15 protein-coding genes are annotated in these 16,549 nt (G+C 60.6%); 8 read left to right on the top strand and 7 right to left on the bottom strand.

Annotation, left to right across the window (positions count from 1 at the left end):
* Positions 1 to 116: 116 nt before the first annotated feature.
* Entirely contained in the window at positions 117 to 1,760 is a 1,644-nt protein-coding gene (locus tag WBK19_RS00655) for a response regulator (RefSeq protein WP_511285986.1), read from the top strand.
* A gap of 7 nt (positions 1,761 to 1,767) precedes the next feature.
* On the opposite strand, the gene WBK19_RS00650 is transcribed toward WBK19_RS00655, so the two are convergent.
* On the bottom strand, positions 1,768 to 1,917 hold the full coding sequence (locus tag WBK19_RS00650) for a lmo0937 family membrane protein (RefSeq protein ID WP_511285984.1): 150 nt from the start codon (positions 1,915 to 1,917) through the stop codon (positions 1,768 to 1,770).
* Between the two features lie 88 nt (positions 1,918 to 2,005).
* The gene (locus WBK19_RS00645; RefSeq protein WP_511285982.1) at positions 2,006 to 2,569 is read right to left on the bottom strand and encodes a lipid-binding SYLF domain-containing protein; all 564 of its coding nucleotides are present in this window, start codon (positions 2,567 to 2,569) and stop codon (positions 2,006 to 2,008) included.
* 269 nt (positions 2,570 to 2,838) lie between these two features.
* Between WBK19_RS00645 and WBK19_RS00640 the strand changes: the two genes are divergently transcribed.
* A complete protein-coding gene (locus WBK19_RS00640; RefSeq protein WP_511285980.1) occupies positions 2,839 to 3,570 on the top strand; it encodes a trypsin-like peptidase domain-containing protein in 732 nt (243 codons plus the stop codon).
* 33 nt (positions 3,571 to 3,603) lie between these two features.
* Here WBK19_RS00640 and tal read toward each other — a convergent pair whose 3' ends face one another.
* Genes tal through WBK19_RS00620 form a run of 4 tightly spaced genes read right to left on the bottom strand, consistent with a single transcriptional unit; the run spans position 3,604 to position 8,373 of the window.
* Positions 3,604 to 4,704 (bottom strand): transaldolase, encoded by a 1,101-nt coding sequence (gene tal / locus WBK19_RS00635; RefSeq protein ID WP_511285978.1) that lies wholly within the window; start codon positions 4,702 to 4,704, stop codon positions 3,604 to 3,606.
* On the bottom strand, positions 4,701 to 7,070 hold the full coding sequence (locus WBK19_RS00630; RefSeq protein WP_511285976.1) for a phosphoketolase family protein: 2,370 nt from the start codon (positions 7,068 to 7,070) through the stop codon (positions 4,701 to 4,703). Before WBK19_RS00630 ends, tal begins: the two co-directional genes overlap by 4 nt.
* A gap of 20 nt (positions 7,071 to 7,090) precedes the next feature.
* On the bottom strand, positions 7,091 to 7,423 hold the full coding sequence (locus tag WBK19_RS00625) for a chaperone modulator CbpM (RefSeq protein WP_511285975.1): 333 nt from the start codon (positions 7,421 to 7,423) through the stop codon (positions 7,091 to 7,093).
* 2 nt (positions 7,424 to 7,425) lie between these two features.
* The gene (locus WBK19_RS00620) at positions 7,426 to 8,373 is read right to left on the bottom strand and encodes a DnaJ C-terminal domain-containing protein (protein WP_511285973.1); all 948 of its coding nucleotides are present in this window, start codon (positions 8,371 to 8,373) and stop codon (positions 7,426 to 7,428) included.
* Between the two features lie 373 nt (positions 8,374 to 8,746).
* Here WBK19_RS00620 and WBK19_RS00615 point away from each other — a divergent pair, with 373 nt between their 5' ends.
* From WBK19_RS00615 to pgl, 6 genes are all read left to right on the top strand, one after another.
* The gene (locus WBK19_RS00615; RefSeq protein WP_511285971.1) at positions 8,747 to 9,199 is read left to right on the top strand and encodes a CHRD domain-containing protein; all 453 of its coding nucleotides are present in this window, start codon (positions 8,747 to 8,749) and stop codon (positions 9,197 to 9,199) included.
* 20 nt (positions 9,200 to 9,219) lie between these two features.
* A complete protein-coding gene (locus WBK19_RS00610; protein WP_511285969.1) occupies positions 9,220 to 9,648 on the top strand; it encodes an OsmC family protein in 429 nt (142 codons plus the stop codon).
* 201 nt (positions 9,649 to 9,849) lie between these two features.
* Entirely contained in the window at positions 9,850 to 11,478 is a 1,629-nt protein-coding gene (locus WBK19_RS00605) for an NADP-dependent glyceraldehyde-3-phosphate dehydrogenase (protein WP_511285967.1), read from the top strand.
* A 74-nt stretch (positions 11,479 to 11,552) separates the two neighbouring features.
* Positions 11,553 to 12,992 (top strand): decarboxylating NADP(+)-dependent phosphogluconate dehydrogenase, encoded by a 1,440-nt coding sequence (gene gnd / locus WBK19_RS00600; protein WP_511285965.1) that lies wholly within the window; start codon positions 11,553 to 11,555, stop codon positions 12,990 to 12,992.
* Complete coding sequence (gene zwf / locus WBK19_RS00595) at positions 12,989 to 14,452, top strand: glucose-6-phosphate dehydrogenase (protein ID WP_511285963.1); 1,464 nt, start codon at positions 12,989 to 12,991, stop codon at positions 14,450 to 14,452. Before gnd ends, zwf begins: the two co-directional genes overlap by 4 nt.
* A complete protein-coding gene (gene pgl / locus WBK19_RS00590) occupies positions 14,452 to 15,150 on the top strand; it encodes a 6-phosphogluconolactonase (RefSeq protein WP_511285961.1) in 699 nt (232 codons plus the stop codon). Before zwf ends, pgl begins: the two co-directional genes overlap by 1 nt.
* Here pgl and WBK19_RS00585 read toward each other — a convergent pair.
* Complete coding sequence (locus WBK19_RS00585) at positions 15,121 to 16,470, bottom strand: cation:proton antiporter (RefSeq protein ID WP_511285959.1); 1,350 nt, start codon at positions 16,468 to 16,470, stop codon at positions 15,121 to 15,123. The genes pgl and WBK19_RS00585 overlap by 30 nt on opposite strands.
* Between the last annotated feature and the right edge of the window lie 79 nt (positions 16,471 to 16,549).

The following is a 16,549-nucleotide window of genomic DNA, read 5'->3' as shown; positions in this document are numbered from 1 at the left end:
GCGGGAATGGCCAGATTCCCGGACGTGCTCATGAAATAAAAGCACATACTGACCAATCCTACTGACCTGATCATTGTGGCGAATGCTTCGGCGAAACGATTTTGCGGAGCATTGTCATGACAGAAACTCTCGAGAGCAAGTTTGCGGCGCTTATTTCAGCAAAAAAGGCGCTGGCCATTCAAAATCAGGATATGGCTCAGCAGCTTGCAGCGCATGTCGTTGCGAATAGGGATTTGGCGGTTCAAAATCAGGACATGACACGTCAGGCAGCCGAGCTCGTCATTGCGAACAAGGAGCTTGCCATTCAAAACCACGCAATGACACTCCAGGCGGCAGAACTGGTCATTGCAAACAAGGAGCTTGCTGTTCAGGCGGAGCAGAAGGCACTCCGGGCTGCCGAGCTGGTCATTGCGAACAAAAAACTGGCCAGTGAAGCGGAACAGAAGTCCCGGCGGGCAGCAGAACTCGTCATCGCCAATGCAGAGCTTGCGGTTCAAGCCGAGCAGAAGGCACTTCGGGCCGCTGAACTGGTCGTTGCCAATGCTGAACTTGCTATTCAAGCCGAAGAAAAGGAGCTCAGGGCGGCAGAGCTTCTCGTCGAGAAGTCCAGGGCGGAGGCCGCCAGCATCGCCAAAAGCTCTTTCCTGGCCAATATGAGCCACGAAATTCGCACACCGATGAACGGTATCGTCGGCATGGCGAGCATCCTGCGCCATGAGGGCGTGACGCCCAAACAGGCAGATCACCTCGACAAGATCGACATAGCTGCCCAGCACTTGTTGGTCATCATCAACAACATTCTCGACATCTCAAAGATTGAGGCTGGAAAGTTCGTTCTCGAAGAGATTCCAGTCGCCATTTCCAGCCTGCTGAACAATGTCGGATCGATCCTGGCAGATCGCATCAAGGCCAAGAACCTCCATCTGCTGATCAAGACGGAACCCTTGCCGCCCAACCTGATCGGCGACCCAACCCGGCTCCAGCAGGCTTTGCTCAACTGCACCATGAATGCCGTGAAATTCACTGAAAGTGGTGATGTAACACTGCGCATTCGCAAGCTGGAAGAAAGCGCCAACTCGGTGCTGGTGCGCTTCGAGGTTGAGGACGCCGGGATTGGCATCCCGCCGGATACGGTTCTCAGACTATTTATGCCTTTTGAGCAAGCTGACAACTCGATGACGCGAAAATTTGGCGGTACGGGTCTGGGGTTAGTGATTACACGTCGCCTGGCTGAACTGATGGGCGGGGAAGCCGGGGTCAGCAGTTCACTGGGCGTCGGCAGCACCTTCTGGTTTACTGCGCGGCTGATAAAGGGCAGCGCCGCGTCCATCACACAAGCAACGGTGCATGCGGATGTTGAAGCCGAGATTCGGCAACGATATTGCGGATTTCGCGTTCTGGTGGTCGACGATGATGAAATCAACCGGGAGGTCGCCCAGATACAACTGGAGGCAGTCGATTTGGTTGTACACACGGCCAACGATGGTGCAGAAGCCGTCGCCATGGCGCAGCAGACCCTCTACGCAGCGATCTTCATGGATATGCAGATGCCAGATGTCAATGGACTTGAAGCGACGAAACAGATTCGTGAGATTCCCGAATACCGGCACACACCGATTATTGCCATGACAGCCAATGCATTTTCAGAAGACAAAGCCAGATGTTACGAGGCTGGAATGAGCGATTTCCTGAGCAAGCCGTTTAATCCAGCCACGTTGTATGCGACTTTATATACCTCGCTATCAAGGCAAGATGTTTAGTCGATAGCTAGAGGACGTTGCCACCCCGGATCACGCGAAGCAGGACAGCGACAATCGCAATGACCAGAAGGATATGGATGAGTCCACCGGCGGTGTAGGCTGTAAGCAGTCCCAGCAGCCACAGGATGATCAGCACAACGGCTATCGTGTAGAGCATGGTGTTTCTCCTTTTGTGTGCGACAGGCCGAGCCAACGCCCGGCCGCCCTCGTCTCAGCAATGCCTGCACTGCGCAGGCATCCTGAACTCAGCGCTTGATGCGGCTGATCTTGGTGCCTTCGATGCTCAGGCTGGCCATCAGGCCTTGCTGGTCGAAGATGAAGGCATAGGCGTCGTTTTTCAGTGTCGAGGTCGACAGGTTCTTGGCGACGCCTTCATTGACGACAACGACGCTCGGGCCGACACCGAATTCCCAGCCATTGGATTTGTCGAGGTACTTGACGGCCTTGTCGCTCATCAGGAAGACAACGTAGCCATAGGATTCAGCCCCGGCTTGCCAGCCCCAGGAGGCCGACACCGAATTGTAGTAGCCGGACTGCTTGCCGTTCTTGTTCAGCACGCCTTCGCCGTAGCTACCGCCGAAGACCAGGCCGGCCTTGAGTATCTTGGGAAAAATAAGGATGCCCCTGGCATTCTTGGAAAGACTCTCGGCAATCGGATTGGTCTTGTAAAGGGTTTGCAGGGCCTGGGCGGCGTCCTTGTCAAGATCTTCTGCGCTGGCGGCAATTGCCTGACTGCTCAATGTGCCAAATGAGAATGTGGCAGCGGTGATGAGAAGAAGGTTTTTCAAAAGGTGGCGTCTGGTAGTCATGATCTTGTCCTGTCCGTATTGAGTTGATTGAAAATGAAGCGGTCGACCCCGAGGCGCACGGCACAGCTTTCTCTCGGGCATGCCCCATGAGTCGATAGTTCAGCTTAGAAGCATGGCCGCCTCGATACCGTTCGCTGGCGCACATAGGCGAGACGCGCATGGGCTACACTGGGGGAGGCTCAAAACGCACTGTCGCAAACGTTCGGCAGCGCACGGAAAACCGGCTGAAAAGTGGCTGTATGTTGAACCTCCAACCGAGTGCCCAGACAATGATCGAACCGCTATTACTCGCCGCCGTCCGCATCTCGACTTTCAATGAAAATGCCTTGCTGACCAGCGCCAGCGGTTTTTTCTTCAAGCGCAAAGAGCGTCTGTTTCTGGTGACCAGCCGCCACGTGGTGTTCGACGAGGACAGCGAGCATTTTCCAACCGGGATCGAGATCGAGTTGCACACCAATGCGGCCAATATCGCCGAATCGACGGGCTTTTCCATTCCCCTCTACAGCAACGGCAGGAGGCTCTGGCGCCAGGGGCAGGACGCAGCGGGTGACATTGACGTCGCCGTCATCGAAATCAACCGCAAGGCCCTGCCCAAGACGGCGGTCTATCGTGCCTTCAGCCCGCGCCACTTGTTGTCGCGTCTCGATCATGTCGAGGTTGGCTCATCATTGCTCATCGTCGGCTTCCCGCTTGGCTTCCACGATGCGCTGCATCACACGCCGGTGGTGCGTCTCGCCATCATCGCCTCGTCATTCGGCCTGCGTTTTCAGGGGGAAGGTTTCTTTCTGACCGATGCGCGCACCCATCGCGGCAGCAGCGGTTCACCAGTCGTCATGCGCATTGCCCGGCCCACGCCGGCCCACGGTGATCTGCCGTGGATGCTGCTGGGCATTCATTCGTCCCGCTTCGATGTCGGCAATCGCAATCTGGTTGAGGACGAGGCGCTGGGACTGAACGGCGCCTGGTACGCCGATATCCTGCTCAAGCTGACGGAAGGCTGAATAGCCGGGTTCAGTGCCCAGCCCGGGTCACGTCTATGCCCGCAGGCCGTGCAATATTTTCTGGTAGGCCTCGGCAAACAGCCGCACACCGTCCAGCTGCAGGCTATCGCCAACTGCGTTCAGATCGATGCCCAGTTCCATCAGCGCCTGAATGTGGATCTGCGCCTCGTCCAGGCCTTCCTTCAATTTGTTGGCGACCTGGCCATGTTTCCGAAAAGCAGCCAGCGTCGCGTCGGGCAACGTATTGATGCTTTCCGGACCGATCAGCGGTTCGACATAAAGCACGTCGCTGTAGGCCAGATTCTTGCTGCCGGTGCTCGCCCACAGCGGCGTCTGCGGCCGTATGCCGGCCAACCGCAGCAGGGCGAAATCCGGCCCGTGAAAGATGTCCCGGTAACGGCCATGGCAGCATTTGGCCAGGGCGACGCCGGACCGTCCGCTGAGCCGCGCGGCGTGCATGGTGCCAAGCTCGTCGAGGCGTTTATCGACGACGGTATCGACGCGGCTCAGGAAGACACTGGCCACCGAACGCAAGTGCCTGGCTTGCCCGCCGCTTTCCAGCCAGCGAATGGCCCCGCGCAGGTAGGCCTGGGCCACGGCCTCGTACTGGGCCAGCGAAAAGATCAGGGTCACATTCACCGAGATGCCTTCCACGGTCAACCGGAAAAAAGCCTCGATTCCGGAAGGGGTGGCCGGCACTTTGATCAGCACATTGTCGAGGCCAACCAGACCGCGCAAACGCCGCGCCGCCGCAACGGTGCCGGCGGTATCGTTGGCCAGCGCCGGCGACACCTCCAGGCTGACGTAACCGGTTTCACCCCGGCTCTCGCGGAAAGCCGGCAGCAACATGGCGCAGGCGGCGCGGATGTCGGCGATGACCAGCGATTCGTAACAGGCCTCGGCATCCTGCCCGGCGCCACGCAGGCGTTCCAGGTCTTCGCGGTAATAGGTGCCGTTGGCGATGGCTTTTTCAAAAATGGACGGATTCGAGGTCACGCCATCGACGCCGTCCTCGTTGATCAGGCGTTGCAGGCCGCCTTCACGGAGCAAGGTGCGCGACAGGTTGTCGAGCCAGATGTGCTGGCCGAGGGCCTTGAGTGCCAGCAGCGGGTTGGTGTTCTTGCTTCTGTTCATGATTTCGCTCCCGACCACTGCCATTCGAGGATTTCCGGCATGTCTTCGCCGTGTTCGAGGATGTATTGCGCGTGCTCATTGAGCTTGTCGCGCATCGCCTGCTTGATGTGCGCCGCCTGCGCCTGCAGCTTGGGCACGCGGCTGGCGACGTCCATGACCAGATGGAAACGGTCGAGGGTGTTGAGGACGACCATGTCGAACGGCGTCGTCGTCGTGCCCTCCTCCTTGTAGCCGCGCACATGCAGCCGGGCGTGGTTGGTCCGCCGGTAAGTCAGCCGGTGGATCAGCCACGGGTAGCCGTGGTAGGCGAAGATGATCGGCTTGTCGGCGGTGAACAGCGAGTCGAATTCGTCGCTCGACAGACCGTGCGGATGCTCCTCCTGCGGCTGCAGGGTCATCAGGTCGACGACGTTGATGAAACGGATTTTCAGGGTCGGCGTCAGTCGATGCAGGATATCGATGGCGGCCAGCATTTCGAGTGTCGGCACATCGCCGGCCGCCGCCAGAACGATGTCTGGCTCGCCCGGCTGGTCATTGCAGGCCCATTCCCATAAACCAATGCCGGCGCTGGCGTGGTTGATCGCCGCTTCCATATCCAGCCACTGCCAGTCCGGCTGCTTGCCGGCGACGATGACATTGACCAGGTTGCGGCTCTTCAAACAGCGGTCGGTGACGTAGAGCAGCGTGTTGGCGTCGGGCGGCAGATAGACGCGGATGATGTCGGCCTTCTTGTTGACCACGTGGTCGATGAAACCCGGGTCCTGATGCGAAAAGCCGTTGTGGTCCTGACGCCAGACGTGCGAGGTGAGCAGGATATTGAGCGAGGCAATCGGCCGCCGCCAGGGGATCTCGCCGCACATCTTGAGCCACTTGGCGTGCTGGTTGAACATCGAATCGACGATGTGGATGAAGGCTTCGTAACACGAGAAAAGGCCGTGCCGCCCAGTCAGCAGATAGCCTTCGAGCCAGCCCTGGCAGGCGTGTTCGGACAGCACTTCCATGACCCGGCCGTCCGGCGCCAGATGGTCGTCGCCTTCGAAATGTTCGGCCATCCAGGTCCGGTTGGTGACCTCGAACAGCGCACCGAGGCGGTTGGAAGCCGTTTCATCCGGTCCGAAGACGCGGAAATTGTCCGGATTCTGGCGCATCACATCGCGCAGGAAGACGCCCATGGCGCGCGTCGCCTCGGCCACCGAACCACCTGGCGTCGGCACCGCCACGGCGTAGTCACGATAGTCGGGCAGGCGCAGATCGCGCAGCAAGGCGCCACCATTGGCGTGCAGGTTGGCGCCCATGCGCCGTTGGCCGAGCGGGGCCAGCGCGGCGATCCCGGGCATCAGCCGGCCACCCTTGTCGAACAGTTCGGCCGGCTTGTAGGAGGCCATCCATTCGCCCAGCAATTCCACGTGTTCCGGCTTGTCCATATCGCTGAACGGCACCTGATGCGAACGCCAGGAACCTTCGCTCTGCTTGCCATCGACCGTTTTCGGCCCGGTCCACCCTTTCGGCGAACGCAGGATGATCATCGGCCAGCGCGGACGGCTCTCGTCGCCACCCTCGCGCGCCTTGCGCTGGATGGCGGAAATGCTGGCAACGGCCGTGTCGACCGCAGCCGCCATCAACTGGTGCATGGTTTCCGGGTCGTCGCCCTCGACAAAGATCGGCTGGTAGCCGTAGCCGACGAACAGACATTCCAGCTCAGTGTGGCTGATGCGGGCCAGGATGGTCGGGTTGGCGATCTTGTAGCCGTTGAGATGGAGGATGGGCAGTACGGCGCCATCGGTGCGCGGATTGAGGAATTTGTTGGAGTGCCAGGAAGTGGCGAGCGGCCCGGTTTCTGCCTCGCCGTCGCCGACGACGCAACAGGTGATCAGGTGCGGGTTGTCGAACACGGCGCCGTAGGCATGGAACAGGGCGTAACCCAGTTCGCCGCCTTCGTGGATCGATCCCGGCGTGTCCGGCGAGGCGTGGCTGGGAATGCCGCCGGGGAAGGAAAACTGCTTGAACAGCCGGCGCATGCCCTCCTCGTCCTGCGAAATATCCTGGTAAAACTCGCTGTAGCTGCCTTCCAGCCAGGTATTCGCCACCACCCCCGGGCCGCCATGGCCGGGGCCGGCGATGAAGATCATGTTCAAGTCATACTGGCGGATCGCCCGGTTCATGTGCACGTAAATGAAGTTCAGGCCCGGCGTCGTGCCCCAATGGCCGAGCAGGCGTGGCTTGATATGGGCCAAGGTGAGCGGCGTCTTGAGCAGCGGGTTGTCGAGCAGGTAGATCTGGCCGACCGACAGGTAGTTGGCGGCGCGCCACCAGGCGTTCATTTGGTCGAGTTCATCGGCGGCGAGCGGCGTATGGGTCGCCAGCATTTGCTTATCCTTGATCGTGTTCATAGGGCACCGGCCTTTCGTAGACGGGCTTGCAGGGCTTCGAGTTCGTCGAGCAGTTGCAGGGCCAGCGCAGCGCCGGCCAGATTGACGCCGAGATCGCGTTGCAGCCGGATGGCGACCGTGGCCCGGCGCAGGTGGGTGCCGGTAAAGCGCCAGCGATGCGGCTCGCGGCCAATGGGTGACAAAACACCTTCGTCGACCAGCTCGACGATGGTTTCAACCTGCACGGCACAGGCCTGGCAGACTTCGCTGATGGTCAGGTCGGTCTGCTCTTCGAGAATGATGGCGCTCGGTTGTGGCAGCATCTTGTCGCTGTCTTTTTCCTTATCCATGCTCATGCTCCCAGTCTGGACCGCGGTTTGAAGGTCTTGAACTGCTCGGCCATGCTGGCGTAGAAGGCGGTATCGGCGTCGCTTTCAGCCGTCGGCAAAACCACCTGCAAGACCACGTAAAAATCGCCCGGCGTGTTGCCCGGAATGCCTTTGCCCTTGAGCCGCAGCTTGCCGCCGGATTTCGAATTTGGCGGAATTTTCAGGTCGACCGTGGCATTCGGTGTCGGCACGCTGACCGTCGCCCCCAGGGCCGCTTCCCATGGCGCCAGCGGCAGGTCGAGAAAGACATCACGCTGCTCGACGCGGAAATGGGCGTGCGGATTGAATGCCACCTCAAGATAAAGATCGCCGGCCTTGCCCTGACCGATGCCCGGTGCGCCCTGCCCGGCCAGACGAATGTGCTGCCCGGCACGGACACCGCGCGGAATGGTGACGTTGAGCTGATGCGAGCGCATCGTCACCCGACCGTTGGCATCCACCTCGGGCGTGCCAAGCGTGATGACCCGGGTGGCGCCGCTGTAGGCGTCGGCCAGATCGATCATGACCTGGGCGTGCCGGTCCTCGCCGCGGGCATGAAACTCCCGCTGACCCCGGCCTGCACCGGCAAAACCGCGGCCATACAGGGATTCGAAAAAGTCGCTGAAATCCTCGGCGCCCTTGCCGTTCGCGCCATCGCCGGAAAACTCGAAACCGGCGTTCCAGTCCGGTGGCGGCCGGAAGTCCTGGCCGGCCTGCCAGTTGGCGCCCAGCCGGTCGTAGGCGGCGCGCTTTTCGATATCCTTGAGCACGGCATTGGCCTCGCCGAGTTCCTTGAAACGCGCCTCGGCCTCCGGATCCTTGCTGACGTCCGGATGGTATTTGCGCGCCAGTTGCCGATAGGCACGCTTGATCTCGTCCTGGGTCGCGTCGCGCGCCACCCCCATGATCTTGTAGTAATCCTTGAATTCCACCTGATGCCTTCGCTCAATCCGGTTTTTTCTCGATAGGAGGCACCGGGGCTTCCGCGAGATTTGGTTTCACTGGTCTTTCCCTCGCCCCATCCGGCACATCAGCCGAGCGAGGAACAATCGGCGCCCAATGGCAACAACCCGCTTGTGTGGCGGGGTGCCGAGTCGGCTTGTGGTGATCAATTTCGTCATTCATCTGCGACCTCCGATATCAAGACAGCCCAGTGCTGTCGCGATGACTATGCAGTCCGGATGCAAATAATTCCGTGCGCCAGCCAACATACACAACGGGAATTGAGGCTGTGTGCGTTGGCGAACAGAAACCGCCTCCCCTCCGGCGCACCATGCTAGTTCCCTTTCCCCCGAGGCGCCGCAAATGACCACGCAATCAAGGACCACCCGCCTGTTCAGCCGTCTGGTGCCGCTGGCAATGCTGCTGGCAGCGGCCAACCTGTACGCCGAGTCGCCCATCTCGATGAATCTGACCGGCGCCGCCGAGGTGCCCCCCGTCACCACCGCAGCAACTGGCAAGGTAAATATCAGCGTCCTGCCCAATCGCACCGTCAGCGGCGCTATCGACGTCACTGGCATGGTGCCGACAATGGCCCATATCCACGAGGGCGCTGTCGGCAAGAATGGGCCGCCGATCATTACCCTGATCAAAAAGAGCGACAAGGTTTTCACGGTCCCCGCCGACGCAAAGTTCAGCGAAGCGCAGTACACCAGCTATCTGGCCGGCAATCTGTACGTCAACGTCCATAGCGAGGCCCACCCGAACGGTGAAATCCGGGCGCAACTGCCGGGCAAGCCGATACGCATCGCCAACTGACCGGCCGGCCAGGAGTCACCATGAAACGAACAGCATCAGCCGCCTGGACCGGCGGCCTCCAGAAAGGCGCCGGCAACATCTCGACGCAAAGCGGCATATTGAATAATGCCCAATACGGTTTCAAGGAACGCTTCGAGGAAGGCCCCGGCACCAACCCGGAAGAGTTGATCGCCGCCGCTCACGCCGGCTGCTTCAGCATGGCCCTGGCGGCGCAACTGGAGAAGGAAGGGATGACGCCAGATCGCCTGCAGACCGAGGCGGCCGTGACGTTTGCCAAAGTCGACGGCGCATTTTCGATCACCGCTATCCATCTCGACCTGAAAGGCAAGGTTCCTGGAGCCAATCAGGCCGATCTGGAACGCGTCGCCTATATCGCCAAACATGAATGCCCGGTATCAAAACTATTGAACGCTCCGATCACCCTGTCCGTCAAACTCGAAAGCCAGTGAGGTAATTCCGTGAAAAAACTTGCCGTTCTATTGATTGCCATTGCCAGCCTCTTATCCGGTTGCGTGGTCTATGACCCTTACCGGGATGGCGGACACCGAGGGGATCGCGATGGCCCACCGAATCGCAGCCATGATCGTGACCGCGACGGCGTTCCGGATCGTCAGGACTCGCGTCCGAACAATCCGAACCGTTACTAGCCGATGAAAACCGCCGAGCAGCTGGCCGCACTGTTCCCGCGCGAAAGCGACATTCCCGACGACTGCCGCATCCTGGCGCCCATCCACCAGCGCGCCATCCTGATCAACGGCGAAATGCGCATCTGGAAAGGCGAGACGCGGACGGTGCATTCGCCGGTCTGCGTCCAGGCGGCGGACGGGACGCTGAGCCACGTCGAACTGGGCAGCGTGCCGGTCACCGGCACCGTCGAGGCCGATGCGGCACTGGCTGCGGCGGTAGCCGCCTACGATCACGGCCGCGGCGACTGGCCGAACCTGTCGGTAGCCGAGCGCATTGCCTGTGTCGGCGACTTCACCAACCAGATCGTTGCCCGCCGCCGCGAGATCGTGAACCTGATCATGTGGGAGATCGGCAAGAGCCTAGCCGATTCGCAGAAGGAATTCGACCGCACCATTGACTACATCCGGGCCACCGTCGAGGAACTAAAGCGGCTCGACAACAGCAACTCACGCTTCGAGATCGTCGACGGCACCATCGCCCAGATTCGCCGCTCGCCGGTCGGTATCGCGTTGTGCATGGGGCCGTACAACTACCCGATGAACGAGACCTTCAGCACGCTGATCCCGGCGCTGATCATGGGCAACGTCGTGCTCTTCAAGCCGCCGCGTTTCGGCGTGCTGCTCTACTACCCGATGCTCGAAGCCTTCCGCAGCGCCTTCCCGCCCGGCGTCATCAACATCGTTTACGGCCAGGGCCACGTCGTCGTGCCGCATATCATGGGTTCCGGCCAAGTCAATGTGCTGGCCCTGATCGGTTCAAGCGAAGTGGCCGATCAGCTCAAGAAATCGCACCCGAAGACCAACCGCCTGCGGGCCATCCTCGGCCTTGGCGCCAAGAACGCGGCGATCATCATGGCCGACGCCGACATCGAGCTGACGGTCAAGGAATGCATCACCGGCTCGCTCTCTTTCAATGGCCAGCGGTGCACGGCGATCAAGATGATCCTCGTGCACCAGTCCATCGCCGAAACTTTCCTCCGCCGCTTCTGCGAGGAAGTCGGCAAGCTGGCCATCGGCATGCCGTGGGAGTCCGGCGTCATGCTGACCCCGCTGCCCGAGATGGAAATGGTTGCCTACATGAACGAATGCATCGCCGATGCCGTGGCCAAAGGTGCCAAGGTGATCAACCCCGGCGGCGGCACCACGGTCGAAACCTTGTTCTATCCGGCCGTGCTATTTCCGGTCAAGGAAGGCATGAAACTCTATCGAGAGGAACAGTTCGGCCCGATCATACCGGTCGCCACTTTCGAAGACATTGAAACGCCACTCGACTACGTCATCACCTCCGACCACGGCCAGCAGGTCAGCATCTTCGGCAGCAATCCCGAGCAGATCGCTTCGCTGGTCGATACCCTGGTCAATCAGGTTTGCCGGGTCAATATCAACTGCCAGTGCCAGCGCGGGCCGGACGTCTTTCCGTTTGTCGGCCGCAAGGATTCGGCCGAGGGCACGCTGTCCGTGCACGACGCCCTGCGCGCCTTCTCGATCCGCACCATGGTCGCCGCCAAGCAGACCGAGGCGTCGAAGAAGCTGCTCGACGCCATCGTGCTCGGCAACAAGTCCAATTTCATCAATACCCACTTCATTCTCTGAGGCGGGAGGAATCTCCCGAATAAAACGTGGTCATTCCGACAACGGCACGAAACTACATGAAAGTAGGCGCTGGCATGACCAAATCAGACATCGGCATCATTGGCCTTGGCGTGATGGGTGCCAATCTGGCGCTCAACCTGAGCGACAAGGGCTACCGCGTGAGCGTGTACAACCGGACGAGCGCCGTTACATCTCAATTCATCCACGAGCACGGTCAAGGCCGGGCCTTTGCGGTAACCGACAACTTTCACCAGTTGGTCAGCCAGCTTGGCTCGCCCCGTGTGATTCTGCTCATGGTGACTGCCGGTCGTGCGGTCGAGGCGGTCATCGAACAACTGCAGCCCTTGCTGGAACCCGGCGACATCCTGATCGACGGCGGCAACTCGAACTATCAGGACAGCAATCGCCGCTGGCTTGAGCTGGCCGCCTGGGGCATACATTTCGTCGGCATGGGTGTTTCCGGTGGCGAGGACGGCGCCCGCTTCGGGCCGTCACTGATGCCCGGCGGCGCTGCCGCTGCCTGGCCCGTCATCCGCGACATGTTCCAGGCCATCGCCGCCCAGGTTGATGGCGTGCCGTGCTGCCAGTGGCTGGGCGATGGCGGGGCCGGCCATTACGTCAAGATGATTCACAACGGCATTGAGTACGGCGATATGCAGTTGATCGCCGAAGTGTGCCACCTCATGCAACACGCCATCGGCCTAAGCCACGATGAGATGGCCGACTGCTTCGCGGCCTGGAATGGCGGTCGGCTTGAATCCTATCTGATCGAAATCACCGCCCGCATATTGCGTCAGCGCGACCGCGACGGCAGCCCGCTTGTTGAGCGGATTCTCGACATGGCCGGAAATAAAGGCACCGGTGTGTGGACCGCCCATGATGCCCTCGACAATGCAGTGCCGCTGACCCTGATCAGCGAAGCCGTCCATGCCCGCATGCTGTCGGCGCTCAAGTCCGAACGGGTTGCGGCGGCGGCGCTGCTCGGCAGCGTGCCGACGCTCGTACCGGAGTCGGAAAGATCGATGTATCTCGACGCGCTGCACGATGCTTTGTACGCCGCGAAACTGGTCTCCTACACCCAGGGCTTCATGCTCATGCAAGCCGCTGCCAAAACCAACGGCTGGGCCTTGCCGTTTGGTGACATCGCCCTGCTCTGGCGCGCCGGCTGCATCATCCGCAGCCGCTTTCTGGCCGACATCAAGAACAGCTTTGACCGTGAGCCAATGCCACCCAGCCTTCTACAGGACCCGTTTTTTGTGGCTGAAGTCAAAGCCTCGGAAGCTGGCTGGCGTCTGGCGGTGATGCTCGCTGTCAAGCATGGGGTAGCGGCACCGGCATTGAGTTCGGCCCTCTCGTTCTACGACGGCTATCGTTGCGCCAACGGCTCGGCCAACATCATTCAGGCACAGCGGGATTTCTTTGGCTCGCATACCTACCAGCGTACCGACGGCGACGAGTCGAACCACTTTCACACCCGTTGGTTGGGCGATGGTGGCGAAGAGATCGCGTCATGAGTTGCGCCAGCGAATCGCACGCTTACGTCATCTTCGGGGCGACCGGCAATCTGGCGATGGCCAAGCTCCTGCCTGCCTTGTACCAGTTGCACAGCCTGGGTCACCTGGCGCCCGACGTCCGTATTCTCGGCTGTGGGCGGACGCCGTTTGGACAGGATAGTTGGCGGGCCGAGGTAGGAAAGCATCTGCAAGTATCGGATACCGGGCCGCTCGACAGTTTTCTCCAGCGCCTCGACTATCTTGCCGGCAACCTCGATGACGCCGCCTTCTATCAGGCGCTGGGCGCTTGGATGGGGACCAGCGAATGCGGCAACAACGTGATTTTCTATCTCTCGGTCAGCCCTGAACTCTATGTGCCGATCACCGTCGGGCTGGCCCAGGCTGGTTTGCTGGCAGAGCACACTGGCTGGCGACGGATGGTCATCGAAAAGCCCTTCGGCCACGACCTGCAATCGGCCCGCGACTTGCAGCATGAACTCAACACACGCCTGGACGAAGAGCAGATTTACCGCATCGATCATTACGTCGGAAAGGAATCAGTACAGAACGTGCTGGTCCTGCGTTTTGCCAACATGATCCTGGAACCGCTGTGGAACCGCCATTACATCGATCAGGTTCAAATCACCCACGCCGAAACCATCGGACTGGACGGGCGAGCTGACTACTACGACCGGCATGGCGGGGCGACGCGCGACATGATCCAGAGCCACCTGTTGCAGGTGCTCGCCCTGCTGGCCATGGAACCGCCGGTATCACTCGAGGCCGAAGCGCTGCGTGACGAAAAGGTCAAGGTGCTGCGCTCGATTCGCCCGCTTGACCCGTCACAACTGGCCACCCATGCCGTGCGCGCCCAGTATGCCGGCTACCAGCAGGAAGCCGGCGTCGCCGCCGGCAGCCATACCGAGACCTACGCCGCCCTCAAGCTCTACGTGGATAACTGGCGCTGGCGCGACGTGCCCTTCTATCTGCGCACCGGCAAGCGCCTCAAGGAGCGCCGTTCGATGGTTGCCGTGCGTTTTCGCGAACCGCCGATGCAGCTTTTTCAGGGAACCGGTGCCTCCGCCGTGCATCCGAACTGGTTGCTGATCGGCATTCAGCCGGACGACGTGGTGCAGATGGAAATTTCCGCCAAGGTGCCCGGCCAGGAAACGCGGACCCGTCAGATTTCGATGGATGCCTCGGTCGGCAATCCCGGCGAACGCATGGCCGACGCTTACGAAGAATTGCTGATCGATGTCATTCAAGGCAATAGGTCGCTCTTCCTGCGCTATGACGAGGTCAAGGCGGCGTGGAGCATCGTCGATCCTTTCATGCGCGGCTGGGCCGACGACGAGCATCCGCCTTTGCAATATCCGGCCGGCAGCTGGGGACCGAAAGCAGCGGACCGGATTTTTGGTCAGTCTGACCGGGAATGGCGCCAGACGCTGAGTTGCAACGGCAAACCCGAAGGCGAATGCTGATGCTTCCGGTCAACAGCAAAATATTGCCAAAACCGGAAGATGTCGCCGCTCAGGCCTGCCGCATCATCATCGCTGAGGCCGACGCTACGCTCCGTGAGCGCCAGACATTTCGCATCGTCCTGGCCGGTGGCAATACGCCGCAACGAACCTACGAAATGCTCGCCGGAATGGTTCAAGACTGGAGCGCCTGGGAAATATTCTGGAGTGACGAGCGTTGCCTGCCGGCCGACCACCCCGGCCGCAACTCACGCATGGCACACGACGCCTGGCTATCACCCGTGGCGATACCGGCCAGCCAGATTCACCCCATTCCGGCCGAACTCGGTGCAGTACGGGCGGCGGCCGAATATTCAACACTGGTTGTCGACCGGCAGCCCTTTGATCTCGTGCTGCTCGGCATGGGAGAAGATGGGCACACCGCCAGCCTGTTTTCAACGAATGGCGACCACATTGCCCCGGTGATTGCCGTACACGGGGCGCCAAAGCCGCCCGGCGAGCGCGTCAGCCTGAACTTCCAGACCTTGCGCGCTTGCCGCAAACAACTGGTACTGGTCACCGGAGCAGAAAAATCATCCGCCCTGCTCGCCTGGCAGCAGGATGCCAGGCTGCCCATTGCCCATGCCGTACGCAACGATGCCTGCCTGCTGGTCGATGCTGAAGCCGGCCAATCAGCGAATGTCATGGCGTCGGTTCCCTGAATCGGATCGGCGGCTCTTGCCGGCCTGCCGCCGGGCGTAAAGCGACATCAAAGGCGTTACCGAAATGCCGTGCACGATGATCGATGCGGCGACGGCCGAAAGGGTGAGATTGATCGCCTGATCAGCCAAGGAACCGGTAAGTCCGTGATTCAGGGCAAACATCAGGTAGTAGATCGAACCGATACCACGAATGCCGAACCAGGCTATCAACAGCCGCTGATCGCCCGAGACCTGCGCCCCCAGCAATCCCAGCCAAACCGAGACCGGGCGCAGGACAAAAAACAGGAGAACGAGGAAGACAATCGTCTCCGGATCGATATGGATATAAGCCAGCATGGCCCCCACGGCGAGAACGATGATCAGTTCGGCAATGCGCTCAAGCTGTTCGTTGAAACCACGCACCGCCTGCATCAGGTAAGGGCCGGCCAGATCGGGATGGGTTGCCACGGCGAGATGAGCATCCTTGTCCTGCAAGCCGACCGTTCCTTCGTTCGGAACCTTTTGCGACCCTGAGCGATCCTTGGCCCGTTGCAGGGCCAGACCGGCGGCAAAAACGGCGAGAAAACCATAAGTTGAGGCCAGTTGCGCCACACCGTAGGCCAGGGCGACCAGCCCGAGCGCCAGAAATTCGTCGAGCCCGACGGCTTCCTTATGCCGCGTTCGCAGATAGATCACCAGCCGGCCGATCATCGTCCCGAGCAGGCCGCCGATAAACAACCCGCCGACCAGGGCCCAGGCCAAGTCGATGGCCAGCCAGCGCCAGCCCCACGCCCCGAGTTCGTGCAGGCCGAGCAGGCCAAGGCCAAGCATGACGAAGGGAAAGGCGGCGCCGTCATTGAACCCGCCCTCGCCACTCAGGCTGAAGCGCAGGCGGTCGCGATCAGACGCTTCCTCGACCTGGACGTCGGATGCCAGCACGGGGTCGGTCGGCGCCAGAATGCCACCGAGCAGAATTGCTGCGCCAATGGACATGCCGAGCAAAAAGAAACCAACCAGTGCGATGAGGCCGACGACCAGCGTCATCGAGACAAACGCCAGCCGCAAGGGCAAGTGCCAGTGATAGCTGGAGAACGGCAGGCCCAATTTCAAGCCGACCGAAAACAATGAAATCAGCACCGCGACTTCAGCAACCCGTTCAAGGAGGCCGGAAACGAGATGAGGATCGGCGGTCATGAAGCCAAAACCGCCAGTCCCCAGCAGGTAGCCGACAGCCAGATAGAACATGGAGGCACTGAGCGGAAGTCGCTTCATCAGCGAACCGGCCAGGGCCATGGTAATCAGGAGAGCGCCGACGACCAGCGCCCAAACGGAAAAGGACAATTCAGTCGGCTCCTGTTGAACTGGTAACGCTTAATTGGCTCAAATGACTAGCCTGCTGAACTATCTGTCACCGACAAAA

The organism is Azonexus sp. (assembly GCF_049652925.1).
Classification (GTDB): domain Bacteria; phylum Pseudomonadota; class Gammaproteobacteria; order Burkholderiales; family Rhodocyclaceae; genus Azonexus.
This window is presented reverse-complemented; position numbering and strand designations above follow the sequence as displayed.